This window comes from Polaromonas sp. P1_F9 (assembly GCF_056405615.1).
On the sequence record NZ_JBFUBT010000006.1, the window covers coordinates 236896 to 263528 of the forward strand.

General features: G+C 62.1%; 31 protein-coding genes. 20 read left to right on the forward strand and 11 right to left on the reverse strand.

What is annotated here, in order from left to right; genetic code table 11:
- Positions 1-17: 17 nt before the first annotated feature.
- From AC1DYR_RS18450 to AC1DYR_RS18460, 3 genes are all read right to left on the reverse strand, one after another.
- Positions 18-605 carry a GNAT family N-acetyltransferase gene (locus tag AC1DYR_RS18450; protein ID WP_477706378.1) on the reverse strand — a complete coding sequence of 196 codons (588 nt, stop codon included), beginning with the start codon at positions 603-605 and terminating at the stop codon, positions 18-20.
- 2 nt (positions 606-607) lie between these two features.
- The gene (locus AC1DYR_RS18455; protein WP_477706379.1) at positions 608-835 is read right to left on the reverse strand and encodes a hypothetical protein; all 228 of its coding nucleotides are present in this window, start codon (positions 833-835) and stop codon (positions 608-610) included.
- A 279-nt stretch (positions 836-1114) separates the two neighbouring features.
- Positions 1115-1981 carry an AAA family ATPase gene (locus AC1DYR_RS18460; protein ID WP_477706380.1) on the reverse strand — a complete coding sequence of 289 codons (867 nt, stop codon included), beginning with the start codon at positions 1979-1981 and terminating at the stop codon, positions 1115-1117.
- Positions 1982-2116: 135 nt separating this feature from the next.
- Here AC1DYR_RS18460 and AC1DYR_RS18465 point away from each other — a divergent pair, with 135 nt between their 5' ends.
- Both AC1DYR_RS18465 and AC1DYR_RS18470 read left to right on the forward strand, forming a co-directional pair.
- Entirely contained in the window at positions 2117-2785 is a 669-nt protein-coding gene (locus AC1DYR_RS18465) for a c-type cytochrome (protein ID WP_477706381.1), read from the forward strand.
- A 19-nt stretch (positions 2786-2804) separates the two neighbouring features.
- Positions 2805-3419, forward strand: coding sequence for a hypothetical protein (locus tag AC1DYR_RS18470; RefSeq protein WP_477706382.1), 615 nt, complete (start codon positions 2805-2807; stop codon positions 3417-3419).
- 293 nt (positions 3420-3712) lie between these two features.
- Here AC1DYR_RS18470 and AC1DYR_RS18475 read toward each other — a convergent pair whose 3' ends face one another.
- Positions 3713-4147 carry a DUF1841 family protein gene (locus AC1DYR_RS18475; protein ID WP_477706383.1) on the reverse strand — a complete coding sequence of 145 codons (435 nt, stop codon included), beginning with the start codon at positions 4145-4147 and terminating at the stop codon, positions 3713-3715.
- Between the two features lie 193 nt (positions 4148-4340).
- On the opposite strand from AC1DYR_RS18475, the gene AC1DYR_RS18480 reads away from it, so the two are divergent.
- Entirely contained in the window at positions 4341-4562 is a 222-nt protein-coding gene (locus tag AC1DYR_RS18480; protein ID WP_436156572.1) for a hypothetical protein, read from the forward strand.
- A gap of 115 nt (positions 4563-4677) precedes the next feature.
- Here AC1DYR_RS18480 and AC1DYR_RS18485 read toward each other — a convergent pair whose 3' ends face one another.
- Entirely contained in the window at positions 4678-5469 is a 792-nt protein-coding gene (locus AC1DYR_RS18485; RefSeq protein ID WP_477706384.1) for an IclR family transcriptional regulator domain-containing protein, read from the reverse strand.
- Positions 5470-5581: 112 nt separating this feature from the next.
- On the opposite strand from AC1DYR_RS18485, the gene AC1DYR_RS18490 reads away from it, so the two are divergent.
- From AC1DYR_RS18490 to AC1DYR_RS18515, 6 genes are all read left to right on the forward strand, one after another.
- On the forward strand, positions 5582-6298 hold the full coding sequence (locus tag AC1DYR_RS18490) for a 3-oxoacid CoA-transferase subunit A (protein ID WP_477706385.1): 717 nt from the start codon (positions 5582-5584) through the stop codon (positions 6296-6298).
- A complete protein-coding gene (locus AC1DYR_RS18495; protein WP_477706386.1) occupies positions 6295-6951 on the forward strand; it encodes a 3-oxoacid CoA-transferase subunit B in 657 nt (218 codons plus the stop codon). The genes AC1DYR_RS18490 and AC1DYR_RS18495 overlap by 4 nt, the downstream gene beginning before the upstream one ends.
- Positions 6952-6976: 25 nt before the next feature.
- A complete protein-coding gene (gene pcaF / locus AC1DYR_RS18500) occupies positions 6977-8179 on the forward strand; it encodes a 3-oxoadipyl-CoA thiolase (RefSeq protein WP_477706387.1) in 1203 nt (400 codons plus the stop codon).
- A 163-nt stretch (positions 8180-8342) separates the two neighbouring features.
- A complete protein-coding gene (locus tag AC1DYR_RS18505; protein ID WP_477706388.1) occupies positions 8343-9098 on the forward strand; it encodes a sulfite exporter TauE/SafE family protein in 756 nt (251 codons plus the stop codon).
- 210 nt (positions 9099-9308) lie between these two features.
- Positions 9309-10199: an adenylate/guanylate cyclase domain-containing protein gene (locus tag AC1DYR_RS18510; protein WP_477706389.1), complete on the forward strand. Its 891-nt coding sequence runs from the start codon at positions 9309-9311 to the stop codon at positions 10197-10199.
- Between the two features lie 135 nt (positions 10200-10334).
- On the forward strand, positions 10335-12554 hold the full coding sequence (locus AC1DYR_RS18515) for a serine/threonine-protein kinase (RefSeq protein WP_477706390.1): 2220 nt from the start codon (positions 10335-10337) through the stop codon (positions 12552-12554).
- Between the two features lie 83 nt (positions 12555-12637).
- On the opposite strand, the gene kefC is transcribed toward AC1DYR_RS18515, so the two are convergent.
- Together kefC and kefF are read right to left on the reverse strand one after the other, a co-directional pair.
- Positions 12638-14476, reverse strand: a complete 1839-nt coding sequence (gene kefC, locus AC1DYR_RS18520) for a glutathione-regulated potassium-efflux system protein KefC (protein WP_477706391.1) — start codon at positions 14474-14476, stop codon at positions 12638-12640.
- 2 nt (positions 14477-14478) lie between these two features.
- Positions 14479-15273, reverse strand: a complete 795-nt coding sequence (gene kefF / locus AC1DYR_RS18525) for a glutathione-regulated potassium-efflux system oxidoreductase KefF (protein WP_477706392.1) — start codon at positions 15271-15273, stop codon at positions 14479-14481.
- Between the two features lie 71 nt (positions 15274-15344).
- Here kefF and AC1DYR_RS18530 point away from each other — a divergent pair, with 71 nt between their 5' ends.
- Together AC1DYR_RS18530 and AC1DYR_RS18535 are read left to right on the forward strand one after the other, a co-directional pair.
- Positions 15345-15962, forward strand: a complete 618-nt coding sequence (locus tag AC1DYR_RS18530; protein ID WP_457282227.1) for a nucleotide-binding protein — start codon at positions 15345-15347, stop codon at positions 15960-15962.
- Between the two features lie 71 nt (positions 15963-16033).
- Positions 16034-16489, forward strand: coding sequence for a MaoC family dehydratase (locus tag AC1DYR_RS18535; protein ID WP_477706393.1), 456 nt, complete (start codon positions 16034-16036; stop codon positions 16487-16489).
- 14 nt (positions 16490-16503) lie between these two features.
- On the opposite strand, the gene AC1DYR_RS18540 is transcribed toward AC1DYR_RS18535, so the two are convergent.
- The 3 genes from AC1DYR_RS18540 to AC1DYR_RS18550 all read right to left on the reverse strand — a co-directional run bounded on the left by AC1DYR_RS18540 (position 16504) and on the right by AC1DYR_RS18550 (position 18284).
- Complete coding sequence (locus tag AC1DYR_RS18540; protein ID WP_457282225.1) at positions 16504-16824, reverse strand: hypothetical protein; 321 nt, start codon at positions 16822-16824, stop codon at positions 16504-16506.
- 189 nt (positions 16825-17013) lie between these two features.
- Complete coding sequence (locus AC1DYR_RS18545) at positions 17014-17496, reverse strand: tRNA (cytidine(34)-2'-O)-methyltransferase (protein ID WP_477706394.1); 483 nt, start codon at positions 17494-17496, stop codon at positions 17014-17016.
- A 209-nt stretch (positions 17497-17705) separates the two neighbouring features.
- Positions 17706-18284, reverse strand: coding sequence for a ComF family protein (locus AC1DYR_RS18550; RefSeq protein ID WP_477706395.1), 579 nt, complete (start codon positions 18282-18284; stop codon positions 17706-17708).
- Positions 18285-18561: 277 nt separating this feature from the next.
- On the opposite strand from AC1DYR_RS18550, the gene AC1DYR_RS18555 reads away from it, so the two are divergent.
- The 8 genes from AC1DYR_RS18555 to AC1DYR_RS18590 all read left to right on the forward strand — a co-directional run bounded on the left by AC1DYR_RS18555 (position 18562) and on the right by AC1DYR_RS18590 (position 25179).
- Entirely contained in the window at positions 18562-19464 is a 903-nt protein-coding gene (locus AC1DYR_RS18555; protein WP_477706396.1) for a biotin synthase, read from the forward strand.
- Positions 19465-19632: 168 nt separating this feature from the next.
- On the forward strand, positions 19633-20133 hold the full coding sequence (locus AC1DYR_RS18560; RefSeq protein WP_477706397.1) for a DUF2244 domain-containing protein: 501 nt from the start codon (positions 19633-19635) through the stop codon (positions 20131-20133).
- Positions 20134-20284: 151 nt separating this feature from the next.
- Entirely contained in the window at positions 20285-21445 is a 1161-nt protein-coding gene (coxB, locus tag AC1DYR_RS18565; RefSeq protein ID WP_477706459.1) for a cytochrome c oxidase subunit II, read from the forward strand.
- Positions 21446-21542: 97 nt separating this feature from the next.
- A complete protein-coding gene (gene ctaD, locus AC1DYR_RS18570) occupies positions 21543-23177 on the forward strand; it encodes a cytochrome c oxidase subunit I (RefSeq protein WP_477706398.1) in 1635 nt (544 codons plus the stop codon).
- Between the two features lie 22 nt (positions 23178-23199).
- On the forward strand, positions 23200-23310 hold the full coding sequence (locus AC1DYR_RS18575; protein WP_228778598.1) for a cytochrome oxidase small assembly protein: 111 nt from the start codon (positions 23200-23202) through the stop codon (positions 23308-23310).
- Between the two features lie 54 nt (positions 23311-23364).
- On the forward strand, positions 23365-23976 hold the full coding sequence (locus AC1DYR_RS18580; protein WP_477666770.1) for a cytochrome c oxidase assembly protein: 612 nt from the start codon (positions 23365-23367) through the stop codon (positions 23974-23976).
- A 2-nt stretch (positions 23977-23978) separates the two neighbouring features.
- A complete protein-coding gene (locus tag AC1DYR_RS18585; RefSeq protein ID WP_457282218.1) occupies positions 23979-24182 on the forward strand; it encodes a DUF2970 domain-containing protein in 204 nt (67 codons plus the stop codon).
- 79 nt (positions 24183-24261) lie between these two features.
- Positions 24262-25179, forward strand: coding sequence for a cytochrome c oxidase subunit 3 (locus AC1DYR_RS18590; RefSeq protein ID WP_477706399.1), 918 nt, complete (start codon positions 24262-24264; stop codon positions 25177-25179).
- 418 nt (positions 25180-25597) lie between these two features.
- Here the strand turns inward: AC1DYR_RS18590 and AC1DYR_RS18595 are convergent, their stop codons facing one another.
- Positions 25598-25837: a twin transmembrane helix small protein gene (locus tag AC1DYR_RS18595; RefSeq protein ID WP_457282216.1), complete on the reverse strand. Its 240-nt coding sequence runs from the start codon at positions 25835-25837 to the stop codon at positions 25598-25600.
- 18 nt (positions 25838-25855) lie between these two features.
- Between AC1DYR_RS18595 and AC1DYR_RS18600 the strand changes: the two genes are divergently transcribed.
- Positions 25856-26608, forward strand: coding sequence for an SURF1 family protein (locus AC1DYR_RS18600; RefSeq protein ID WP_477706400.1), 753 nt, complete (start codon positions 25856-25858; stop codon positions 26606-26608).
- Positions 26609-26633 lie beyond the last annotated feature (25 nt).

A 26633-nucleotide genomic window follows, 5' to 3' on the forward strand; every position in this document is an offset into this window, starting at 1 on the left:
ACTCCTTGGCGCGCGCCTCAGGCTCTTGGCTTATCCAGAAGATAAAGCAATTGCGCCTTGACTTCAGGCCATTCGCCGGCTGCGAGGCTGTACATCACGGTGTCGCGTATCGTGCCGTCGCGGCGCAGGGCGTGGCCGCGCAAAACGCCGTCCTTGCGCGCGCCCAATCGCTCGATGGCGCGCTGGGAGGCGTGGTTGAAGTTGTCGGTGCGCCACCCCACGATATTGCAGCCCAGGGTTTCAAACGAATGCGTGAGCATCAGCAATTTGCAGGTGGTGTTGACGTGGGTGCGCTGACAGCGCGCGGCGTACCAGGTGTAGCCAATCTCGACGCGCTTGAGGTTGGGCACGATGTCGTGGTAACTGGTGGAGCCGAGCACCTCGCCGGTGGCCGCGTCGGTTACGGCAAAAGCGAAGCGGTTGGCGGTGGCCAGCGCAGTTTCAATATAGCCGCGGGTTTCCTGGGGCTCGGGCACGGAGGTGATGCGCAGCTTCCAGAGTTCGCCGTCGGCTGCTGCGGCCTTCAGGCCTGCTTCGTGCGACAGCGCCAGCGGTACGAGGCGTACGCCTCGCGCTTCCAGGGTCACGGGTTCGACAAACGCCATGCTCACTTTTCCCCCTCGGTTTTTTGCCGGTTCCTCCAGCGCCTGGCCACTTGCAGGCCCAAGCCGCCTCCCAGGCCTACCAGCACAATGCCGGCGATGGCGCCGTTGCCGTAGCCGGCTTCAAAAATATCGAAGCCGAACAGGTGGCCGGCCCAAAAACCGAGAAGCGCGCCGCCGACAAAGCCGACCGCGTCCGACAGGCCTTCGATCAGCATGGATTTTTGACTCATGTTAGGGCCTATTAATACTATGTTTGCAAGATGCGTTGCGAGTCAAAAAGGCCTTGGGCAAGGCGCAAAACGCAGGCGGGGTGAACTCCGTCAAGGCTTTGCAACGCCGCGCAGGGCCTTTTTGATCGCAACCCGGAGGGAATGGGGCGAGAAAGCCGCCACTCGGCGTTGCGCTCCTAGCCCAGACGGGAGTCTGGGCGTCGTCACGCGTCTTGATTGGCGGCTTTCTCGCCCCATTCGCATTTGCAAACATAGTGTTAATAGACCCTAGCCCTGCGTTCAGCGATTGTTGCGCTGCATGAAAACCAGTTTCTCGAACAGGGTCACGTCCTGCTCGTTCTTGAGCAGCGCGCCCACGAGCGGCGGCACAGCGACCTTGTCGTCCTTGCTTTGCAGGGCGTCCAGCGGAATGTCTTCGGCGACCAGCAGTTTGAGCCAGTCCAGCAACTCGGAGGTCGACGGCTTTTTCTTCAGGCCAGGCAGGTTGCGTACGTCGTAAAACGTCTTCATGGCTGCGGTCAGCAACTCTTTCTTCAGGTCGGGGAAGTGCACGTCCACGATCTGCTTCATGGTGTCGGCATCGGGGAACTTGATGTAGTGGAAGAAGCAGCGGCGCAAAAACGCGTCGGGCAGTTCCTTTTCATTGTTGGAGGTGATGAACACCAGCGGCCGGTGCTTGGCCTTAATGAGCTCACGCGTTTCATACACATAGAACTCCATGCGGTCAATTTCGCGCAGCAGGTCGTTCGGGAACTCGATGTCGGCCTTGTCGATCTCGTCGATCAGCAGCGCGACCGGTGTTTCCGAGGTGAAAGCCTGCCACAGAACGCCCTTGACGATGTAGTTGTGGATGTCGTTGACCCTTGATCGCCCGTCTATGCCGCCGTCCACGGTCGACAACTGCGAGTCGCGCAGCCGCGACACCGCGTCGTATTCGTACAGGCCCTGCTGCGCCTTGGTGGTGGACTTGATGTGCCATTGCAACAGCGGCAGATTGAGCGCCTCGGCCACTTCCTCGGCCAGCATGGTCTTGCCGGTGCCCGGCTCACCCTTCACGAGCAGCGGCTTTTTCAGGGCGGCGGCGGCATTCACGGCCAGCATCAGATCCTGGGTGGCGACGTAGTTCTTGGAACCTAGAAATTTCATGTTCTTGGGGGGAGGAGGTGAAAATTGAAAGGGCGTTTGCGCGGGTTGCCGGCAAGGGGTGCCCGGTCTCGGCAGGCCCAGATATAATCCAAGGTTGTTTTATACGATGAATTCCCACCTGATTGTGCGCGCAAAATGAATAAGCTGTTCACCACGATATTCGCCGTAACTGTCTCTTGCGTGACGGTTGCAAGCCTTGCCCAGGAGATCAAGGGCGATGCCAAAGCCGGCGAAACCAAGAATGCCATGTGCATCGGTTGCCACGGCATCAAGGGCTACCAGGCCTCTTTCCCCGAGGTCTACAAGGTCCCGATGATTTCAGGCCAGGGCGCCAAATACATCGTCGCCGCGCTCAAAGAATACAAAAAAGGCGACCGCAAACATCCCACCATGCGCGCCATTGCCGATTCGCTGACCGACCAGGACATCGCCGACCTCGCCGCGCACTACAGTGCTGACGGTGTGGTTGCCGGCGCCGCAGAGCTGCCGGCCAAGCCGGCCAAAGAACCAAGCGCGGAAGTCCAGGCCCTGTTGAACAAGGCCAACTGCGCGTCTTGCCATGGCGCCAACTTCAGCAAACCGATTGATCCGGCCTATCCCAAGATTGGTGGTCAGCACGCTGACTACCTGTTCGTGGCGCTCAAGGCCTATAAGACAGAAAACAACCCCAAGGTTGGCCGCGGCAATGCCATCATGTCCGGCATGGCCAAGCAGTACACCAATGTTGAGCTGAAGCAATTAGCCAACTACCTGTCGTCGGTGGACGGCGACCTGAAGGTTGTGCCACAAGCCAAGTTCCGCTAAAGCTTCGCGCCTAGCCAGCATGCACAGGTACCTACGTCGCGTTGCGTTGCTGGCTGGCGCGATTTTGGCCACGCCCCACGCGCTGGCCAGCCCGCAGAAATGCGCCGATGAGACGGGACGCATCACCTACTCTGACCGGCCCTGTATGCAGGCCCCCGCTCCTGCGGTCGCAAAGGCGCAGCCCGCTCCTAACAAGGTCAGCGCCGGCGGCAGGCTCACCGAGCCAGTGGTCGACAAGCTGCTGCGTCACGCTATGGAGCTGGGCAACCGGAACGACTACGAAGCGCAATGCGCTCTGGCGGCACGCGACGTGAGTTTCAAGGTGGTGGACCACTCGGTCTCGCCAGCCTTGGTGGTGCAGGGTGGACGCAAGGAAATCTGTGCCCTGCAGCGCGAGGGGGCTCAAAGCCTCATGGCTGCCAACCTGCGTGCAGTCTTCAAAGTTGACAAGATCGCCATCAGCCTGAACGCTGACGGTAGCCAGGCTGCGGCCAGCTATGAAACGGTCGTCACTCTGAGCGGGCCAGGCCGGGGCAGCCTGTCCCAGCGCTGCAAGCGCGAAGACGTGCTTGGCCTCTACACCGGCGAAATTCTCTACCGGCGCGTGAGCGCCGTCTGCCAGGCCCTGGTCTAAGAACTTGTTTACGATCTAAACGGGGCCGCGCAAGCGCCTTCTCGGGATGGGATGCAAGGCGCGGCGCGCTGCCCATAGCCCGGCTATGGGCAAGCGCCGCAACGCCGCAGACCGCCCGAGAAGGCGCTTGCCCCCCCGGGGTTGGGGTGAAATCGGGCGATTGAGCCACCCGAGCCCTTGCATGGGCATGAGCCCATGCGGCGTGCCCGGGCGGCCCACTCATCCCGATTGCACCCCAACGCGGCTTCGTTTAGATCGTAAACAAGTTTTAAGCACCGGGCGACGGTGGCGCTTTAGTCCGAGGTCGCTCTGCGTTGCACGCAGTCGATATACGCCGCGCCGTCGGGTGGCCGTCCGGCCCGCTGACTTTCCCAGACCATCTGCCCCAGGCAGTCCATGGTTTCGTGGTGCGCATCGTGCAGCGAGTTGCGTTTGGCCGTCAGCAGTTCGACGGCCTGGCGAATGCCGCGCGGCTGGTCGATGGAGCATTGCTCGCTGATCGACAAATGCATGGACAGGTGCAGAAACGGGTTGGTCTTGCCGGCTTCCACGTCGTACATTTTTTCGAGCGCGCTGTCGGCGTCGGCAAAGTCCGCATGGTATTCGGGATGCTCTTCGATCCATTGGCTTGCTATGGTTTCGATAGCTTCCATCGGTTGTCCGGCGAGGGCTTTGGCATAAACAGAGCAGAAAAACCGGCGTACGTCGGCTTGAGAGGGCGTGAACATGGTGAAAGGTTATCACGCAGGCGGTTCCCGTTGCCGGCGTGATGGTTTGCTTATCAGCGCTTGGGCCACAGCGCTCGCTGGTTGCGTCCTACAGACAGTTTTCCTGCTCCTGCCTACATTACGAGGCACGGTGGCGCAGTTCCGGGGTAAGGCCATTCCACAACCATCCACAAGCCCGGCGAGGAGATTTCACATGAACGCAGCACGCATCACAGGCATTGTCCTGATCGTTTTGGGCCTGGCCGGTTTCTTCACCGGCGGCTTCAGCTTCACCAAAGACACGACCGCCGCCAAGCTCGGCCCCATCCAGCTGACCGTGAAAGAAAAAGAGTCCGTCAACATTCCCCAGTGGCTCAGCCTGGGGGCCATCGTGCTGGGCGCAGTAGTCCTGGTCGTTGGCTTTAAAAAGTCATAGCCCCACGCTCCGTCCCACCCCAGCAGGGGCCGCGGAACCGGCTTTGCCGGGCCGCAGGCGCCGCCCCCTCGAGGGGGGAACAAGCTACACGCAGTGAGCTTGGACGGGGGTGTGTCTAGATCAACATGCGCGAGATTGCCTGTGCCGCCGCCAGCAGTTGCTGCAGCATCGTTTCCTGCATGGCTTTGGCGCTGGTGCGGTTGGCCTGGCCGCTGATATTGAGCGCCGCCACTGTTTGACCAGCCCTGTTGGTGATGGGCGCCGCCATCGACACCAGTCCTTCCTCCAGCTCCTGATTCACCAGCGACCACCCCTGCTTGCGGACTTGCGCGACCTTGGCCATCAGCTCCTTGATGTCGGTCACGGTGTACTTGGTGCGCGCCGTCAGCTCTGAGGCCTGCAGGCATTTCATGATTTCGGCCTCAGGCAGGGCCGACAGCAGCATCCGCCCCATCGACGTGCAGTAAGCCGGCAGGCGTGAGCCCACGCCCAGGCTGATGCTCATGATCTTGTGCGTCGGCACACGCAGCACGTAGACGATGTCCGTGCCGTCCAGCGCCGCGGCCGAACACGACTCCTTGACCTCTGCAACCAGCGCTTCCATCACCGGCTCAGCCAGGTTCCAGATCGGCATCGAGGAGAGATAGGCAAAGCCCAGGTCCAGGATGCGCGGCGTGAGGCTGAACAGCTTGCCGTCGTTGTGCACGTAGCCCAGCGTCTCCAGCGTCAGCAAAATGCGGCGGGCGCCCGCACGGCTCAAGCCACTGCGCCCCGCCACTTCGGTCAGCGTTTGCCGCGGTGCTTCGGTGTTGAACGAGCGTATGACCTCCAGCCCACGCGCAAACGACTGGACGTAGGCGTCTCCGGGCTTCGGGCCGGCAATGGGCGTGGATGCGGCGTTTGCCATGGTGATCAAAATCTCCTAGAATTCATTATACGAACTCTTGTTCTTATGTCGAACAACATTTAGGCGATGGCGTGGTAATTTCTGCAAACCGCCCGCAGCTGGAGACTTTTTAATGATCAACAAAATTGCCGCCTCCGTCGCCGACGCGCTGGCGGATGTGAAAGACGGCTCAACCGTGCTGATAGGTGGATTCGGCACCGCCGGTATCCCCAACGAGCTGATCGATGGCCTGATTGAGCAGGGCGCCAAAGACCTGACGGTGGTGAACAACAACGCGGGCAATGCCGAAACGGGCCTGGCGGCTCTGCTCAAGGCCGGGCGCGTGCGCAAGATCATCTGCAGCTTCCCGCGTCAAGCCGACAGCCAGGTGTTTGACGGCCTCTACCGCAGCGGCAAACTGGAACTCGAACTGGTGCCCCAAGGCAACCTGGCCGAGCGCATCCGCGCTGCCGGCGCCGGCATAGGCGCCTTCTTCTGCCCCACAGGGTACGGCACCGAGCTGGCACGCAACGCCGACGGCAGCGCTAAAGAAACCCGCGAAATCAACGGCAAGCAGTATGTGCTCGAGATGCCGATCCACGGCGATGTAGCCCTCATCAAGGCTGAGCGCGGTGACCGCTGGGGCAACCTCACTTACCGCATGGCCGCGCGTAATTTCGGCCCAGTGATGGCGACCGCGTCAAAAAAGACGATTGCCACTGTGCACGAGATCGTCGAGCTCGGCGCGCTGGACCCCGAAGCCGTCGTGACGCCGGGCATCTTCATACATCACATCGTTCAAATCCCGCGCACCGCCACCCAGGCTGGCGGCTTCAAGAAGGCGGCATGACCATGACCTACCAACGCCGCACCAAAGACCAGCTTGCAGCCCGCGTCGCACAGGACATTTTTGACGGGGCCGTCGTCAACCTCGGCATCGGCCAGCCCACGCTGGTGGCCAACCATTTGCCGGCCGGGCGCGAGGTTATTCTCCAAAGCGAAAACGGCATTCTCGGCATGGGGCCTGCGCCTGCCGAAGGCGAGGAAGATTACGACCTGATCAACGCCGGCAAGCAGCCGGTGACGCTGCTCAAGGGTGGCTCCTTCTTCCACCATGCCGACAGTTTCGCGATGATGCGCGGGGGCCACCTCGACATCTGCGTACTGGGCGCGTTTCAGGTCTCGGCCACGGGCGACCTGGCCAACTGGAGCACCGGCGAGCCAGGTGCGATTCCCGCAGTAGGTGGCGCCATGGACCTGGCCATAGGCGCGCGGCAAACCTGGGTGATGATGGATTTGCTGACCAAGCAGGGCGCCAGCAAGCTGGTGCAGCAATGCACCTATCCGCTGACCGGCATCGCCTGCGTCAAGCGCGTGTACTCCGATATCGCCACGCTGGAGTGCACGCCACAGGGCCTGAAGCTGATCGACACCGTCGAAGGCCTCAAGCACGCCGAACTTGAAAAACTGGTGGGCCTGCCGATTGCGGCGGCTGATCGTTGATCTCACTTCTTTCAAAGCACACACCATGACCCAAGCTTTTATCTGCGACGCCATCCGCACCCCTTTCGGCCGCTACGGCGGTGCCCTCAGCAGTGTGCGCACCGACGACCTGGGCGCGATCCCGATCAAGGCGCTGATGGCGCGCAACCCGAACGTGGATTGGCAGGCCGTCACGGATGTGCTCTACGGCTGCGCCAACCAGGCCGGGGAAGACAATCGCAACGTGGCACGCATGGCCGCCTTGCTGGCGGGCCTGCCCATGGACGTGCCGGGCGCCACCATCAACCGCCTGTGCGGCTCGGGCCTGGATGCCTTGGGCAGCGCCGCGCGTGCCATCAAGTCGGGCGAGGCCACCCTGATGATCGCCGGCGGCGTTGAGAGCATGAGCCGCGCGCCCTTTGTCATGCCCAAGGCCGAGAGCGCCTTCAGCCGCGCAAACGCGGTGTATGACACCACCATTGGCTGGCGTTTCATCAACAAGCTGATGAAAGAAAAATACGGCGTTGATGCCATGCCGGAAACCGCCGAGAACGTGGCGACCGACTACAAGATCAGCCGCGAAGACCAGGACAAGATGGCGCTGGCCAGCCAGCTCAAGGCCGTGGCCGCGCAGAAGGCAGGCTACTTCGACGCTGAAATCACGCCGGTGACGATTGCCCAGAAGAAGGGCGACCCCATTGTGGTGAGCAAGGATGAACACCCGCGTGAAACCTCACTCGAAGCGCTGACCAAGCTCAAGGGTGTGGTGCGCCCTGATGGCACGGTGACCGCCGGCAACGCCAGCGGCGTGAATGACGGCGCCTGCGCGTTGCTGCTGGCCGACGAAGCCACTGCCGCCAAAAACGGCCTTACGCCCAAGGCACGCGTGGTCGGCATGGCCACTGCCGGTGTGGCGCCGCGCATCATGGGCATCGGCCCTGCCCCGGCCACACAAAAAGTGCTGGCGCTCACCGGCCTCACGATGGCGCAGATGGACGTGATCGAACTCAACGAAGCCTTCGCCGCGCAAGGCCTGGCCGTGCTGCGCATGCTGGGCGTGGAGGACGACGACCCGCGCGTCAACCCCAACGGCGGCGCGATCGCGCTGGGCCACCCGCTGGGCGCCTCGGGCGCGCGGCTGGCGACCACGGCCGTCAACCAGCTGCACAGGGGCGGCGGGCGTTATGCGCTGGCCACCATGTGCATTGGCGTGGGACAGGGCATCGCGGTGATTCTGGAGCGTGTCTAGCCCAAACCGTGGCTGGCATCCCCTCGCGCACGGGGGTGCCTGAGGCAATCGCCATTGCATGGACGGCCTGTGGTGAAATACATCCTCGGTTCCAGTCTGCTATTGTTTTAATAGCTGCTTGCGCCCGTCCCTTCTGGGTAACCGATGTTTTTCACATAAATCCATGGATTTCCCGCTGATCACCAACCCCTTTTTCTATGCGGTGGCGATTCCTGCCGTGCTGATGCTGGGCATCAGCAAAAGTGGTTTTGGGGCCGGCTTCGGGTCTCTTGCGGTTCCCGTCATGGCGCTGGCCGTCACGGTGCCCCAGGCGGCGGCCATCCTGATGCCCGTCCTGCTGCTGATGGACTTGCTGGGGCTGGCGGCTTTTCGCCGGGACTTCGATGTGAAGTTTCTGAAATTCCTGATTCCTTTTGGTTTGGTGGGGACCGTGGTGGGGGCACTGTTGTTCAAGGTGCTGGACGCCAGGGTTGTGGCCGGGGTGGTGGGAATATTCACCTTGTTGTTTTTGGCGCAGCGCCTGTTGTTCCCGCCCCGGCCCGACAGCCCGCCGCCGCCGAAGTGGCTGGGCGCCATCCTGACGGTGACCTCGGGCTTCACGAGCTTTGTGTCTCACGCAGGTGGGCCGCCCCTGAGCGCCTATGTGATTCCCATGCGCCTGAGCCCGGTGAAGTTCACGGCCACCATGGCCGCCTTCTTTTTTGTCATCAACCTTTCCAAGTGGATTCCGTATGCCTGGCTGGGCCTGCTGGACCTGCGCAACATGGCGACTTCGCTGGTTTTGCTGCCGCTGGCGCCACTGGGCGTGTGGATAGGCGTGCGCATGGCCCGGAGCATCAGCCCGGTGCTTTTCTACCGTCTGCTGTATGTCGGCATGCTGCTGACCGGGTGCAAGCTGCTTTGGGATGCTTTTCGTTAAAAGGCATGAAGCAGGCGGCGCAGGTTCTGATGCCGCCCTCCAATTGCTTTACCGGTATTTCCCTTTCCCGTCTACTGCAGCCCGTGAAACCCGGCGTATCCGCTGGGTTCTTGCGGGGAGCCCGGGAATTTCACCGGCCTCTTCACTGCGAATTTCTGTGAGAATCTCTGCCATGAGAACAAGAAGCGCGCACCGCGGCTAACGCCCTTCATGACTACCGTCGTTTTTGCAGATCTTGTGGGCAGCACCAGCATGTTCGAACGGCTGGGCGATGAAACGGCATCGCACTTCGTGACCCAACTCATCGGCGTACTGAGCCAGGTGTTCCAGCAACACCAGGGGCGCGTGGTCAAGTTGCTGGGCGATGGCCTCTTTGTGGTGTTTCCCAATGAGGGTGACGCGCTGTCGGCCTGCATCAGCATCCAGAAGCGCCTTCAGGAAAAACCGATCAAGCCGGGCGGCAGCGGCACCCCGGTACAGATGCAGATGGGTATCGAGTCGGGTGAAGTGGTTGAAATCGACGGCGACTGTTTCGGTGACACCGTCAATTCCGCTGCCCGGCTCGCAGACCTTGCGGGTGCCGCCCAGATCCTCACGACCGAAAACGTCTGGACCGCCCTGTTGCCCGCCCAAAGGGCATCCCTGCGCAGCATGGGCCCCATGTACCTTCGCGGCAGGGCTGAAGCCAGCCATGTTTACCGGGTCGAATGGCAGGCTGGCCGCGACGAGGATGCCACCATGGCCGGGCGCTCGATGTTCTCTTCACCCAGCCAGGCCTTCCTTGAGCTTATTTTTGCGGAACAGACCGTCAGGCTGGATTCGAAAAGCAGCAAGCTGGCGCTGGGCCGGGCCGCCGATGCGGCGCTGACCTTGAACGACCCCCGTGTTTCGCGCATGCATGCCACCCTCGAATGGCGTGGCGGGCATTTTGTATTGACGGACGCTTCCAGCTACGGAACCTGGGTGTACCTGGGCAACCAGAGTGAGGCGGTGGTGCTGCGGCGCACCGAGTGCTACCTGGTTGGCAGCGGCCAGATCGTGCCTGGCTGCGAGCGTACCGACGAAAATGCCCCGCTTGTCACGTTTTCCATCAGGACCTGATCCGCGGAGGAGGGGGTATTCCGGACCTTTTTCGCTGCATGATGCAGGCTAGAATCGTTTTTTGTTTCAAGACGTAGGCGTCCCCCTCAGGCCCGCAGCACGGTTTCCGCCTGTTACGTCCATTTCAATTCCCTCATGAGTCTCAAGAAACTTGGCCGTTACGATCTCATCCGCGTCCTCGGCAAGGGGGCGATGGGGCTGGTGTATGAGGGGCGGGATCCCAACCTTGACCGCCGCGTGGCGATCAAGACCATCAAGGTCGAAAATCTGTCGGAAGAAGCCGCCGCAGAGTACGAAGTGCGTTTTCGCACCGAGGCCCGGTCTGCGGCGCGCCTGCAGCATCCCCACATCGTCAGCGTTTATGACTCCGACCGTGACGGCGACATTGCCTTCCTGGTCATGGAATTCGTCGACGGCGACGACCTCAAGCACCACCTGGACAAGGGCAACCTCTACACCCTGGAGCAAACCTTGGGCATCATGGGCGACCTGCTTTCGGCGCTGGATTACGCGCACAGGCAAAGCATCGTCCACCGCGACATCAAACCGGCCAACCTGCTGATCGAGACGAGCGGACGTGTCAAGCTCACCGACTTCGGTGTGGCGCGCATCCAGGATTCCGGCGAAGCGACCCGTACGCAGGGTTCCATGGTCGGAACGCTGAAATACATGTCGCCCGAGCAGGTGCAGGGCCGGCCGATTGATGCCCGCGCAGACCTGTTTGCTGCCGGCATCGTGCTGTATCAGTTACTTACCGGGAAGCGGCCGTTTGACGGCGACACCGACTTCGCCACCATCCAGCAGATCGTCGGGCATACCCCGGTCATGCCGGGTGCGTTCAATGCCCGTTTGCCCGCTGCTCTGGATGCCGTGGTGGCCAAGGCCCTGGCCAAATCGCGCGACCAGCGTTATGCCAGCGCGCAGGAGTTCCTTGCCGCGCTGCAGGCCGCAGCACGCGAGGCGCCCGATATCTCGGTGGTTCCGTCCGCCGTGGCGCCCGGGCCCGGCAGCAATTCAACCTGGACTTCCACCATGCTGTCCGGCGAAGCGCTGGTTGACCAGCCGTCGGGCACCAGCGCCAACATCTCGGTCGTGACGCAGGAGCTCGAGCTCGTCTACTGGAAAGACATCAAGGAGTCCATGGATGTGGAAGACATCCAGGGCTTTCTGGCCAAGTTCCCGTCGGGTATCTATGCCGACCTGGCGCGCCGCCGTCTCAAAAAACTCGGCGTGCCTGGCGCAGACGACTCGGACATCGGCCGGCGCCTGGGTACCGGAACGCTGATTGTTCCGCGTCCCGATACACAACCAGCCCCGCCAGCCCCTCCAGCGCCGGCCAGCGTATCCGCCTCCGGGACCGACACCGACATGGCCTGGAAGGCCCTTGAAGAGGCGGCAGCCAAGGCACCTTTGCCGCCTCATGTGCCGGTGAAACCCGCCGCCGATGACCCGGATGCCACGCGCCTGGGGACACCGGTGGTCGCTGCGGCGGCTCAGCCGGACCAGGAAGCGCATGACGCATCCACCGACTGGCCGGAGACCGTGTTCAGCGAGGCACCCGTGAGCCCGGCAGCACCTGAGCCTGCCAGCGGGCGGCCAACGCAGGGTGCAGCCACAATTCCCGCCATGGGCCCAGCCGCGAATAACAACGACGCCGCACGGCCGCCGATAAAGTCAAAATCGGCACGGCGGCGCAGCCCCCTGGCGTCGCCCGGGGTCGCAACGGCACCTGCAAAGGCAGCTTCACCTGTACCCTACCGCTACCTGGTGTGGGGTCTGGCGGGCCTGGTGGCGCTGGCCGTGATCGGCCTTGGATGGAAATCCCTTTCTGGCCGCGGGGCCCCTGCCGCCCCGTCTGCCATGCCGGCCAATATCGCGGCCAAGGCAGCGCCCGGCACGGCGATGGCCACGCCGGCAGCTTCCACTTCGCCCGTGGTGTCTGCAGCGCCTGCTGCACCCGCAACCACAGTGCAAGCTGCGCAGGCCCAGCCTGCGGCCTCGGCTGCTTCCTCTTCTGTGGCGCGGGCACCCCTGTCTGCGGCCTCCAGGGCGGCGCTTGCGGCTGCGGCCGCCACCCGAAAAGCCGCATTGGAAAAAGAACGGCAGGCCAAACAGGTTCAGCCCAAATCCGTTGCTACCCCTTCCCCTGCGGCGACTGACCACGCTGCCACACCGGCGCCGCAGGCGGTGGCCGGCAATCCGCGGCAGGCCTGTGAAGGGCGCATCCTCCTTGGTTTCCAGATCTGCATGTCTGAGCAATGTGCCAAGCCGGGCTTCGCCCAGCACCCGGTTTGTGTGGAGCGGCGTGCCATGGAGCAGCGGCGGCGTGACGCCGAGCAACAGTCGAACCGGTAATCACCGTTCAATATCCCTGGACAGGCGAGCGCTATAAAATCAATAGCTGCTCGCGCTTGTTGTTAAAGGGCTGGCGCCTTTTTTTATTCGGATTCCTGGGCGTGCCAGGCAGCAGGCCGGCGCTGTGCCTGTTGCTGGCGCTCTTGGGCCAGTTGCTCTTCCAGTTGTAAACGCCCCTGGGTGGCCACGGCGATGACCTTGGTGCGGTCCTTGCGGTGCGGGTACATGCGTTCGAACAGCTCCAGGTTGTGCCGGCGAAAGCGCATGGCTGCCTGGCGCGCTTCGTGCGGCGGCTGGCCCAGCAGTTCCAGCACCGTGCGCGCGCTGCGCAGGCTGGACTCGAACACCTCACGTTCCACCTGCATCACGCCGCGGTCACGCAGCGCGTTCCAGTGCGTCACGTCACGCGCGCGGGCGACGATCTGCATCTGCGGAAAATGCTCGCGCGCCAGGTCGACGATCTTGAGCGATTGCTCCATGTCGTCGACCGACAACACCAGGATTTTGGCTGTGGCCGCGCCGGCCGTGCGCAACAGGTCCAGCCGCGTCGCATCGCCATAAAACACCCGGTAGCCGAAAGCCCGCACGGTTTCGACCATTTCCGCGTCGTGGTCCAGCACGGTGGCCGGAATGCCCTGGGCCAGCAGCATGCGGCCGATGATCTGGCCGTAGCGGCCAAAACCGGCAATGATGATGGGCGCCTCCTGCTGCTCGGAAATCTCTTCGAGTTGCGGCGTGTCGCAGCCGGCCCAGCGCGGCAGCAGCAGCTTGTCGACGGCCACCAGCAGCAGCGGGCTCAGCAGCATGGACAGCGCCACCGCGCCGATCAGCAGTGAGGCGATCTCAGCGGAAAACACATGCGCCCCGGCTGCTGCCTGGAACACCACGAAGGCGAACTCGCCGCCCTGCGCCAGCAGCACCGCGAACACCGGGCGTTCCTGGAAAGGCAGCTTCATGAGGCGCGCCAGGCCGTAGATCACGACCAGTTTCAGGCCGAGGAAGCCCACCAGAATGGCGGCCATCAGCCCGGGCGACTTCCAGAGCACGCCAAAGTCGATGCTCATGCCGACGGCAATGAAGAAGAGGCCCAGCAGCAGGCCCTTGAAAGGCTCGATATCGGTTTCGAGTTCGCGGCGGTATTCACTTTCCGCCAGCAGCACACCCGCCAGAAAAGCGCCCAGGGCCATCGACAGGCCGACGAACTGCATCAGCGCCGCAATGCCCACCACCAGCAGCAGCGAGGCTGCGGTGAAAATTTCGGGTGTGCCGCTGTTGGCGATCCAGCGCAGCAGGGGCCGCAGCAACAGGCGGCCGCCCAGGATGATGCCGGCGATGGCTGCTACGATTTTGATAGCCTCCAGTGCACGACTGGTGTGCGCTACAGCCTCATTTTCTCCACCGATTGCACCCAACAGGGGCAACAGCGCGAGAATCGGGATGGCCGCCACGTCCTGGAACAGCAGGATGGAAAACCCCGCCTGGCCGCTCGATGTCGGCATCAGGTGGCGCTCGCCGATGGCCTGCAGCGCGATGGCGGTGGACGACAGCGCCAGCCCGAGGCCGGCCACGAGCGCTATTTGCCAGCTCACGCCGAATGCCATCGCGACGCCCGTGAGCAGGGCGGCGCACCCCAGCACCTGGGCACTGCCCCAGCCGAAGATAGGGCGGCGTAAATTCCACAGGCGTTTGGGCTCCAGCTCCAGCCCCACCAGGAACAGCATCAACACCACGCCAAACTCGGCGAAGTGAAGGATGTCCTGCACATTGGTAACCAGGCCCAGGCCCCAGGGGCCTATGGCGATGCCGGCGGCGAGGTAGCCGATGATGGAGCCGAGGCCGAGTTTTTTGGCCAGGGGCACGGCAATGACGGCGGCGGCCAGGTAGATGAAGCTGTTGGTCAGCCAGGCGGGTGCATGCTCCATAGTTATCGGGCCCCCACGCTTTTCACTTCGTGTGCCTTCGGCGTTACGCTGCCCCTTTCACTATCAATAGGGGCTAGTTTTCCTTGGGGCGGCCCGGCGGAAAATTGGCTCTCGGCTTTGACATGGTCAGTGTGCTCCACTGGCCGATCCTTCATGGGAACCACGCAGGCGGCGCATTGCTCCAGGTCTTCCAGTTCAGGCCAGTCGGGGTAGCTTTGCAGGCGCTGGCGGAAGGTTGCGATGTGATCGGCAACGGTTTGCCTGTCAACGCTGTGGGCGCCGTGCAACACCAGAGGCGGCAAAAAACGCATGCCGCACAGCGCGGCGCTTTGCTCGTACGGCGGCAGGAAGGCATCAAAAAAGTAGCGGTTGTAGCCTTGTGGGTGATAGGACGTTTCAGGGCCGCCTGTGGTGGCGACCAGCCACAGGTCCTTGCCCTGCAGTGCCCGGCCCTTTGCGCCTTCCTCCTCACCTTCGCCGTAGGCCCAGCCGTAGGTGAGCACGTCGTCCAGCCAGAGCTTTTGCAGAGCGGGCATCGAGTACCAATGCATGGGGTGGAGCAGCACCACCAGTTGCGCGCGTTCCAGGGCAGCCTGCTCTTTGGGCACGTCGATGGCGTAGTCGGGATAGCTCGAGTACAGATCCTGCACCTGGACACGGGGCAGGGCCTTCGCGGCCTCCATCAGTGGGCGGTTGACCCGTGATTCGCGCCAGGCGGGATGGGCCGCAATGACATAAATATCTGGATTTGCCGTGTTGCCCGCCGATTTATCAGTGGTTGTGAGAACTGTGTCCATGCCGTTACCATAGCGGAAAAGCAAGACCAAGAGTTCCCAGGAACGACAAGTTCCAAACCGAGGAGATTCGCATGCCCGTGGTTGTGATCGCCAATCCGAAGGGGGGCGTCGGCAAAACGACGTTGGCCACCAACGTTGCCGGATACTTTGCCAGCCAGGGCCATGCGGTCATGCTGGGAGACGCCGACCGGCAGCAGTCTTCACGGTTGTGGCTGGGGCTGCGGCCGCCCGCCGCCCGGCCGATTGCCACCTGGGATGTGAATGCGGACCTGATCGTCAAACCCCCCAAGGGCACGACGCATGTGGTGCTCGACACGCCCGGCGGGTTGCACGGCTCGCGCTTTAACGATGTCTTGAAGCTGGCCGACAAGGTCATCGTGCCGCTGCAGCCCAGCGTCTTCGACATCTTTGCCACGCGCACCTTCCTGGACCAGCTGGCCGAACACAAGCACGCCGGCAAGATGCAGGTGGGTATTGTCGGCATGCGCGTGGATTCACGCACGATTGCCGCCGACAAGCTGCGCAGTTTCGTTGAAGGGCTGGGTTTGCCGGTGCTGGGTTACCTGCGCGACACGCAGAACTACATTCACCTGGCCGCGCGGGGGCTGACGGTGTTTGACGTGGCACCCAGCCGTGTTGAAAAAGACATGGAACAGTGGCAGGGCATCTGCCGGTGGCTTGACCGCTGAACCTCTGAGCATCGCGCCGGTTTGTCGCTGAGCCGACATGCCGCGCCCCTACGTGTCGCTACAGTGGCGGCATGAAAACCTTTGAAACCCTGGCCGACCTGGCCGCCTGCACCGGCCAGGAAGTCGCCGTCAGCGACTGGATCACCATCACGCAGCAACAGGTCAACCTGTTTGCCGAAGCGACGGGCGACCACCAGTGGATTCATGTGGACCCTGAAAAGGCGGCGGCCGGCCCGTTCGGCGGGCCGATCGCCCATGGGTTCCTGACCTTGTCACTGCTGCCGCGTTTTTTCGAGTCGTCGTTTGAGATTACCGGCTCGCGCATGGGCGTGAATTACGGGCTCAACAAGGTGCGATTTACCGCGCCGGTGCCCGTCGGCAGCCGTCTGCGGGCACGCATGAAACTGCTGGCGGCCCAGGTCATTGACAACGACGGCATGCAGATGACCTGGGAAGTGACTGTGGAACGCGAAGGTTCGCCCAAGCCGGTTTGCGTGGCGGAATCGCTGGTGCGGCGATACCCTTGAACGCGCCGCTGGCGCTAGATGCGCGTCAGCTGGCTGGCCGGCAGCCAGCCCTCAAAAACACCGATCAGGCCATTGATGCGTTCGGCAGCTTCCGTCTGGGAATGCGCATGTGCGATGCATTGGTGCAGGTCGCTGCGCAGCAGCCACAGGTCGGAGGGCGTTTTGGCCAGGTTGATCTTGTAGATCACCCGCGGGGTGCGCGGATCTTCACAATCATGCAAAAGGGTGCGCAGGCTTTCCTGGATCTGCTCGACCGAGAGCCGGTTGGCTGCTTTGGCGGTGCTGGAAAGACGGGACGTGCTGTTGCCGAAAATACGCTGGATGACCATATTCACTGTGTTTTTCCTTCCAGTCTTGTGGACTGGGCGGTGGGAAGGGATAACGCAGGAAAGGCCGGGTAGTGGCAATCCGCACGTTCGGGCCTGCAGCGAGAACTTTAGGCTTGAAGGATTGGAGTTTAGGGTTTTTACTTAGGTCCTGGCAAGGGGCGCTGGTCCAAAGGTTGGCAAAAGCGGACATATGTCTCATCCGGGCATGCCGGGCGACCCTGAAAACCCGTTTTGCCGCCAGGCCTCAAACACGGTAACGGCCACGGTATTGGAGAGGTTCAGGCTGCGCTGGCCCGGCAGCATGGGCACTTTGAGGCGCTGCGGTGGCGCAAAGGATTCACGTAACTCCGGCGCCAGGCCGCGGGTTTCGGCGCCGAAAACCAGCCAGTCGCCAGGCAGGAAGTGCGCGTCGTAGACGCTGCCGGAGCCGTGTGTGGTCATGGCAAAGAGCCTGCCAGAGGGTGGTTGCTCACTTTCAAGGAAGGCTTGCCAGCTGACATGCCGCAGCACCTGGGCGTACTCGTGGTAATCGAGCCCCGCCCGGCGCATGTGTTTGTCGTCCATCGAAAACCCCAGCGGTTCCACCAGGTGCAAGCGGCAGCCCGTATTGGCCGCCAGGCGGATGACGTTGCCGGTGTTGGGGGGGATCTCAGGTTCGACCAGAACAATATTGAACATGACTGGATTGTCGTGCGGCGGACGCAGGTTTTCTGTCGAGTCGCGAGCCTTTCCGTTTCCGATCCCTGCGGGTGACCGGAACCGGGTGTGGGCTTTGTACCAGCAGGGGCCGCGAGACTGGCTTTGCCAGACCGCAGGCGCAGCGGCCCTCTCGTGATGAAAGGGGCAGGGAGAAGCCGCAGGCTACACGCAGTGAGCGACCGTGGGGGCTATTGAGTTCGCGCAAGGACAACGGCGCTAACGCGTGCAGCGCCCGCATCCCGCAAGGACTGTGCGGCCGTATACAGCGAGGCGCCGCTGGTCATCACGTCATCCACCAGCACCACGCGCCGTCCCTGCAGTTCCGCCGTGCGCAGCGGATCCACCTGGAAAGCACCCTTGACGTTGGCCAGCCGGTCCTTGCGTTTGAGCTGGCTTTGCGGGCGCGTGTGCTTTACCCGCAGCAGCAGCCTGGCATCGGTTTGGCCCTCTGTGCGTGTTTGCCGGGCCAGTGCCACACACAACTCCCAGGCCTGGTTGAAGCCGCGCACCTGCAGGCGCTCCGCCGACAGCGGCACCGGAACGATCCAGTCGCCGGGGGCCAGTTCTGCCATGAGCCCGGCTATGCCTGGCGACTGGGCCAGCAGGTTGGCAAAAAAAGCGGCCCAGCCGTGCTGCTCGCCGAATTTGTAGCCCGCAATCAAGGCGGACCAGGGGTAGGCATAGTGCACCGCGGCAAAGGCGCCGTCCAGCGGTGGCGGGTGGCTGACACAGGCGCCGCACGGCTGCGGCCCAACCCGAAGGCCCATGGAAAGGTCACCGGGCAAGGCGAGAGCGCAGCGGGGGCAACGCGGGACGGCCAAGGCAAACCGGGCCACGCAGGCGGCGCACACCTGGCGCGCCGGCCAACTGCGGCATACAGCGCACTGGCTGGCCAGGCCTGGGACGCCGCCGGAGCGGCCGGTCGGCCAAGACAGGAATGCGGCGGGAGCAAGCAGACGTGTGAACACCGTGTCAATATACTCGCGTACCTTCCCTGCTTGCCTTGGCTGGCCTCCGCGCTCCCTTGCCCTCTTTGCTCCTTCCATGACCCCTACACAGCGCCCACCCACGCTTGACCCGATCGCCGTCAGCCGCTGGGACCGCACCGCTCCGCTGGCCTCACCGTGGCTTCATGAAGAAGTGGCGCGGCGCATGATGGACCGGTTGCAGTGGATCAAGCTGCAGCCGCGTGCGTGGGTGCACTGGGGAGCATTGCGCGGAGGGATCCAGGCGCAGGAAAAACTGGCCGGGGCATACCCAAAATCAAGGTGTTTTGTGGTTGAGGGCAGCTCCGAACGAGTGCAAGCGGCTATCAAAAATATAGCAAAACCGTGGTGGAATCCGCGCCGGTGGCTGGCGGATCCCGTACGCTTTGAGGTGCCACCGGCAGGAACTGCCGACATGCTCTGGGCCAACATGGCGCTGCATGAATCGGCCGATCCGCAGGCCCTGCTGGCGCACTGGCACCAAACGCTGAAGGTAGACGGTTTCCTGATGTTTTCCTGCCTGGGCCCGGATACCGCGAAGGAGTTGCGCGAGGTTTATGCGCAACTGGGCTGGCCGCCGGCCGGCCATGAGCTGACCGACATGCATGACTGGGGTGATATGCTGGTGCAGACGGGGTTTGCCGAACCCGTGATGGACATGGAGCGCATCACCCTCACCTATGCGACCCCGGCGCGGCTGCTGGAAGACATCAGGGAACTGGGCCGCAATTTTCACCCGGCGCGGTTTCCTGCCCTGAGGGGGCGGGCCTGGAAGGCGCAGCTTGAAAGTGCGCTGTCCCGCCATCTCGTTAGGGGCGAAGACGGGCGGCTCAGCCTCACCTTTGAAATCATTTATGGCCACGCGCTCAAGGCGCCGCCGCGGATCAAGGTCAGTTCGCTCAGCGCGGTGTCGGTCGCCGATATGCGCAGCATGCTGCAGGGCCAGCGATCCGGCGGCTAGGTGCCGACAGGTGTTGCGCAGGCGCTCCCAATCCCCGGTGTCGACGGGTTTTCGGGAGGGGCGGCAAGGTAAACCCGGCTACAATTCAAAGCTGAATTTTTGGGTATGTTCCCAAGCCTCATGCGGTCAATGCCCGGCGTTAACCGCAGTTTTTTTGAGGGTTGCCACATGCTGCAGCCAACACCAGCGTTTCGTTTTGCCACCTTGCCCGCACAGGGCGCTTACAGCCACGATGCTGTGCAGTGGCTTCTCAAGCGTCACTGTTCACTCACACCGGCCCAACTGGGCTGGCTGTATGTGTCTTTGTGCGGTGTTTCATTGGGTATTGCCGGATTTTTCTGGTTGCAAGGCGCCACCATGGTGATGCCTTTTGCCTGGATCGAGCTGGTCGCGGTGGGCGTCGCCTTTGTGGCATATGCCCGGCATGCGGGGGACGGTGAAAAAATCGTCCTTCAGGGCGAGCGGCTGGTGGTGGAGCTGGAAACGGCAGGGCGCACGGAGTGGGCTGAATTCAACCGCGAATGGGTCCGGATCGAGCCCAAGGATGGGGATGGGTCTCTGATTGAGGTGTCCGGGCAGGGGCGGTCTGTCCAGGTCGGGCGGCATGTACGGCCAGAGCTGCGGCCCGCGCTGGCACGCGAGATTCGCATGGCGTTGCGGAGTGTTTGACAGTTCCTGAAAGACTTGTGTCAGTTCAGGTGCGGCAGGAGGGCTTGCCGCTAACTTTATAATCAGCCGGTTAATTTGGTCGGTAATTGAAGCAGAAAAAGTGATCACGATGAACGTAAGCAACACCATGAGCAAAATGACACGGCTTGGCATGCAGCATGCAGGCGCAATTCTGGCATCTGCGGCCGCCTGGGTCAGCACCGCCGCTTACGCCGTCAACGACCTGAAGGGCGGCCCTGCCGTCAACCAGCTGAACCTGCATCCGGCTGCCACCAAGATCGCCGCCGAGCAGCAATGGCTGCACTGGTTCATGATGGCCATTTGCCTCGTGATTTTTGTGGCTGTTTTCGGGGTGATGTTCTATTCCATCCTGAAACATCGCAAGTCGGTCGGCCACAAATCAGCCAATTTCCACGAATCCACAGCTGTTGAAATTGCCTGGACCATCGTCCCCTTCATCATCGTGATCGCCATGGCCCTGCCGGCCACCAAGGTGCTGGTCGCCCAGAAGGACACCACCGCCGCCGACCTCACCATCAAGGCCACCGGCATCCAGTGGAAATGGGGCTACGACTACATCAAGGGCGAAGGCGAAGGCATCGGCTTTGTCTCCACGCTTGACAACACGCACCGCGAAATGTCCGACAACGGCGGCCCCAAGGCCGGCGAAGCTCCCGACAACTACCTGCTCAAGGTCGACAACCCGCTGGTCGTTCCCGTCAACAAGAAAATCCGCATTATCACCACCGCCAGCGACGTGATCCACGCCTTTGCCGTGCCGGCCTTCGGCATTAAGCAGGACGCGATTCCCGGCTTTGTGCGTGACACCTGGTTCCGTGCCGAGCAAGTCGGCGACTTCTACGGCCAGTGCCAGGAGCTCTGTGGCAAGGAGCACGCCTACATGCCCATTCACGTGAAGGTTGTGTCCGCAGCCGATTACAGCGCGTGGGTGGCCGTCAAGGCCAAGGAAGCCGCAGCCAAGGCGGATGATCCTTCCAAGGTCTGGACGCTGGTTGACCTGAAGGCGCGCGGCGAAAAAGTGTACGCCGCCAATTGCGCCGCCTGCCACCAGGCCAACGGCAAGGGCGCCGGCCCGATCAAGCCGCTGGACGGCTCGGCCATCGTGCTGGATGCCGACCACAAGAAGCAGATCATGACTGTGCTGAACGGCGCTGCCGGCGGCGCGATGCCTTCGTGGAAGGCGTTGAGTGACACCGACCTCGCAGCCGTGATCAGCTACTCCAAGAACAACTGGTCCAACCAGACCGGCCAGATCGTCCAGCCCGCTGAAATACAGGCGGCTCGCAAGTAAGCCTCAGGCGTTACCCGCAGATTCCATCATTTTGCCGGCGTGACTTTGCCGGCCGCAAAAGACAAGCTACAGGCACAAGCCACCAAAGGAAGCCAAGATGAGTGCAGTTCTAGACCATCACGACCACGCGCATGATGACCACCACGACCATGCCCCGACGGGCTGGCGTCGCTGGGTATTCGCGACCAACCATAAAGACATCGGAACGCTCTACCTGCTGTTCAGTTTCTTCATGTTGATGTTCGGCGGCGTGCTGGCCCTGCTGATCCGCGCTGAGCTGTTCCAGCCCGGCCTGCAATTGGTCAACCCCGAACTGTTCAACCAGCTCACCACCATGCATGGCCTGATCATGGTGTTCGGCGCCATCATGCCGGCCTTCGTGGGTTTTGCGAACTGGATGATTCCGCTGCAGATCGGCGCGGCCGACATGGCTTTTGCCCGCATGAACAACTTCAGCTTCTGGCTGTTGATCCCGGCCGGCATCATGCTGGTGGGGTCGTTCTTCATGCCTGGTGGCGCACCCGCCGCGGGCTGGACGCTCTACGCGCCGCTCACGTTGCAAATGGGCCCGTCCATGGATGCCGGCATTTTTGCGATGCACATTCTGGGCGCCTCCTCCATCATGGGCTCGATCAACATCATCGTCACCATCCTCAATATGCGCGCTCCCGGCATGACGCTGATGAAAATGCCGATGTTCTGCTGGACCTGGCTGATCACCGCCTACCTGCTGATCGCCGTGATGCCCGTGCTGGCAGGCGCCATCACCATGACGCTGACTGACCGCCACTTCGGCACCAGCTTCTTCAACCCCGCCGGCGGCGGCGACCCGGTGATGTATCAGCACATCTTCTGGTTCTTCGGCCACCCCGAGGTGTACATCATGATCTTGCCGGCCTTCGGCATCATCAGCCAGATCATCCCGGCTTTCTCGCGCAAGCGCCTGTTCGGCTACGCCTCCATGGTGTACGCCACCGGCTCCATCGCCATCCTGAGCTTCGTTGTGTGGGCACACCACATGTTCACCACCGGCATGCCAGTCACGGGCCAGCTGTTCTTCATGTACTCCACCATGCTGATCGCCGTGCCCACGGGCGTGAAGGTGTTCAACTGGATCGCCACGATGTGGCGCGGCTCCATGACCTTTGAAACCCCCATGCTGTTTGCAGTGGGCTTCATCTTCGTGTTCACCATCGGCGGCCTGACGGGTGTGATTCTTTCGGTCGCACCGATCGACACGCAGCTGCAGGACACCTACTACGTGGTGGCCCACTTTCACTACGTGCTGGTGGCTGGTTCGCTCTATGCCCTGTTTGCCGGCTACTACTACTGGTCGCCCAAATGGACCGGCGTTATGTACAACGAAACCCGCGGCAAGATCCACTTCTGGTGGTCGCTGATTTCCTTCAACGTGACCTTCTTCCCGATGCACTTCCTGGGCCTGGCCGGCATGCCGCGCCGCTATGCCGACTACCCCATGCAGTTCGCGGACTTCAATGCCGTGGCCAGCGTGGGCGCGTTCTTCTTCGGATTTGCCCAGCTGTACTTCTTCCTGTTCATTGTGGTTCCCACGATGCGCGGCAAGGGCGCACCTGCTAGGCAGAATCCCTGGGTGGACGAAGGCGGCAAGGGCGCCGAAGGCCTCGAGTGGGAAGTTCCTTCTCCCGCACCTTTTCATACCTATGAAACACCGCCCAAGCTGGATGCCTCGGCAACCCGCGTGATCGGCTGATTGAACTGACAGGTAACGACACATGACACCCGAGCAAAAGAAAAGCAACCTGAAGCTGGCACTGATACTGGCTTCGGTCGCTCTGGTCTTTTTTGCCGGCTTCATGGCCAAGATGATTTTTCTGGCCCGCTGAGCCGGCCTGACTGACTCCATGCACAAAGTTCAGGCATAAAGCGGTACCAACGTAATGCGGCTCAAGCGCGAAAACTTCAACATGATGGGCAAGCTGGCCGTGATCGTGCTCGGCATGTTCGGCTTCGGTTATGCGCTGGTGCCCATCTACAAGGCGATTTGCGAGATGACCGGCATCAACGTGCTGGCCCTGTCTGACCGCCAGATCCCTGGTGCGACGCCCAATTTGCCGGCCAATACGCAGGTAGACCGCACGCGCACCATCACGGTTGAGTTTGATGCGAACACGCGCGGCCCCTGGCATTTCAAGCCCGCGCAGAACACGCTGCAGGTTCACCCGGGCGAGCTGACCACTGTGATGTACGAATTCCAGAATGTGCAGGACCGAACCATGTCCGCCCAGGCCATCCCCAGCTACGCTCCCGCGCAGGCCGGTGCGCATTTCAACAAGCTTGAGTGCTTCTGCTTCAGCCAGTACACCCTGGCGCCCGGTGAGAAAAAGCAGTGGCCCGTGGCCTTCGTGATCGACCCGAAACTGTCGAAAGACGTGAGCACGATCACGCTGTCCTACACCTTCTTTGAAGTGGGCGGCAAGACGCCGGCTGCGCCCGTCACGCCCAAGGCAACGACTGCCGCCGTGCCACCTGAAAAACAGGCAGGCGCATGAGCATGGCCGCAACCCCCCGCAAACCCTCTTTTTGGCGCACGGTCAAGGCTGTGGCCTGGTCCTTTGTAGGCCTGCGTGCACGCGGCGACTACGAAGAAGACGTGAAGAATTTGAGCCCTCTCCACATCATTGTGGTGGGGCTGATTGCCGTGGTCGTGTTTGTTGCAGTCCTGGTACTGCTGGCGAAGTGGATGGTCGCGCGCTAAAGCGCGGCATCCTCACAATGCCCCACGGTACAAGTTAAAAGATTATTTGGAAATTCGAGAGAAAAACAGGAGTCGAGCGATGTCATCAGCAACCCACGGGTCAACCCCCCACTACTTCGTCCCCAGCCCATCGAGCCATCCGGTGATGGCATCTATTGGCCTGTTTTTTGTCATCTTGGGTGCCGGTCAGTGGATCAATGGCGCCGACTGGGGAAAATGGTCGTTGGCCTTCGGTATGGTGTGGTGGTTGATCACGTTGTTCCGCTGGTTCAGCCAATCCATCGCCGAAAGCGAAGGCGGCATGTACGGCCGCAAGATCGACATGTCCTTCCGCTGGAGCATGAGCTGGTTCATTTTCTCGGAAGTCATGTTCTTCGGTGCGTTCTTCACTGCGTTGTGGTGGGCCCGTTCGCACTCGTTGCCTGCACTGGGCAGCCTGGAAAACGCGCTGCTCTGGCCTGATTTCAAGGCGGCCTGGCCTTCTATCGTGGCCGGCGCTACGACGTCGCCCGCGGACATCGTTGAGCCCTTCACGGCCATGAAGCCGCTGGTGATAGGCGGCGGCATCTGGGCCAGCATCATGGGTTCCTTGCCCACCGTCAACACGGCGCTGCTGCTGAGCTCCGGTGTCACTATCACCATCGCCCACCATGCCTTGATCGAAGGCAAGCGCGCACGAACCATTGCCTTTATGTGGGCGACGGTGCTGCTCGGCCTGGTCTTCCTGTTCGTGCAAGGCTACGAGTATTTCCATGCCTATCATGAGATGAACCTGAAGCTGTCGTCCGGCGTGTACGGCTCGACCTTCTTCCTGCTCACGGGCTTTCACGGTTTTCACGTTTTCGTCGGTATGCTGATGCTGTTCTTCATCACGCTGCGCCTGCAAAAAGGCCATTTCACCCCTGAAAAGCATTTCGGCTTTGAAGGCGCCGCCTGGTACTGGCACTTTGTGGACGTGGTGTGGCTGGGCCTCTACATCCTGGTTTATTGGCTGTAAGAACCTGTTCGCGGTCTAAACGGGGCCGCGCAAGCCCCTTCTCGGGATGGGATCCAAGGTGCGGTGCGCCGCCCATAGTTCACCTATGGGCAAGCGCCGCAACGCCGCAGACCGCCCGAGAATGCGCTTGCCCTCCGGGTTGGGGTGACGCAAACGCGGTCGCGTTTGCATCCCCATTGGGGCAGCTGCACGACGCCCAGCCGGCCGGCTGGGCGGTCGGGCGATTGAGCCACCCAGGCCCTTGCATGGGCATTAGCCCATGCGGCGTGCCCGGTCGGCCCACTCATCCCGATTGCACCCCAACGCGGCTCCGTTTAGACCGTGAACAGGTTCTCTGGAACCAATCGCGGCCTGGGCCGCTCAACCAAAGGCCGCTTGATGCGGCCTTTGTTATTTATTTCGCCACTCAGCGTGGCTGTTATTTACCAGCAGGGATGCCGGTGGGCTGGATATAACCAAGCTTCCACGCAATGAGAATGCAAACAAACAGCAACACAGAAAACCCGATACGGAACGCCAGTGCACGCGCCATGTTGCTGTTTTTGCGTTTGCTGCTTTCGGCGCCTTCACTGCCCTTGCCGCCCCTGAGCATGAAAAACAGTGCGGAGGCCAGGCTGGCAAAAATGGCGATAAACGCCAGTGCGATCAGGTAAGTCATGAACAGGATTATCGGCTCATGACACGTGCTTTGCACTCCCCACGCTTCTGGATTCTCACGGTGGCCGCACTGGTGGTGGCCGGCACGACCTCTTCGCTGGGGCAATGGCAGCTGCGCCGCGCCGCGCAAAAAGAAGCACTGCAGGCAGCTGTCGATTCCAAAGGCCGGCTGCCCGCGCTGGAGGTGCGCTCGCTGCTGGCGAGCCAGAACCTCGCTGAGAACATTTACCGGCCAGCCACCCTCAAGGGCAGCTGGCGCGCTGAGCACACGGTGTATCTCGACAACAGGCCCATGAGCGGCAAGACGGGTTTTGTGGTGGTGACACCGCTGGTGCTGGAAGGCAGCCAGCAGGCCATCCTGGTGCAGCGGGGCTGGGTGCCGCGCAACTTTGCCGACCGCACACGCCTTCCGGAGGTCACAACCCCGACAGGCACCGTGACGGTTGAGGGCCGTATGGCCCCGCCGCCTTCCAGGCTCTATGAGTTCCAGGGTACCGGGAGCGGGCGCATACGGCAAAATCTCGACTTGCCTGCTTTCCGGGTGCAAACCGGCCTGCCGCTGCTGGATGTCTCATTGCTGCAGACCGGGGCACCCAGCGAAGGCCTGCTGCGTGAGTGGGCCGCGCCCAACCTGGGCGTGGACAAGCACTACGGTTATGCCTTCCAGTGGTTCGGCCTTTGCGGTCTGGTGGTTCTTTTGTATGGCTGGTTTCAGCTGGTCCTTCCTTTTCGTACCCATATGCGCGGCAAACGCCGCGATCAATTGCCGTGACAAACGATACGCCTGCTACCCCTGA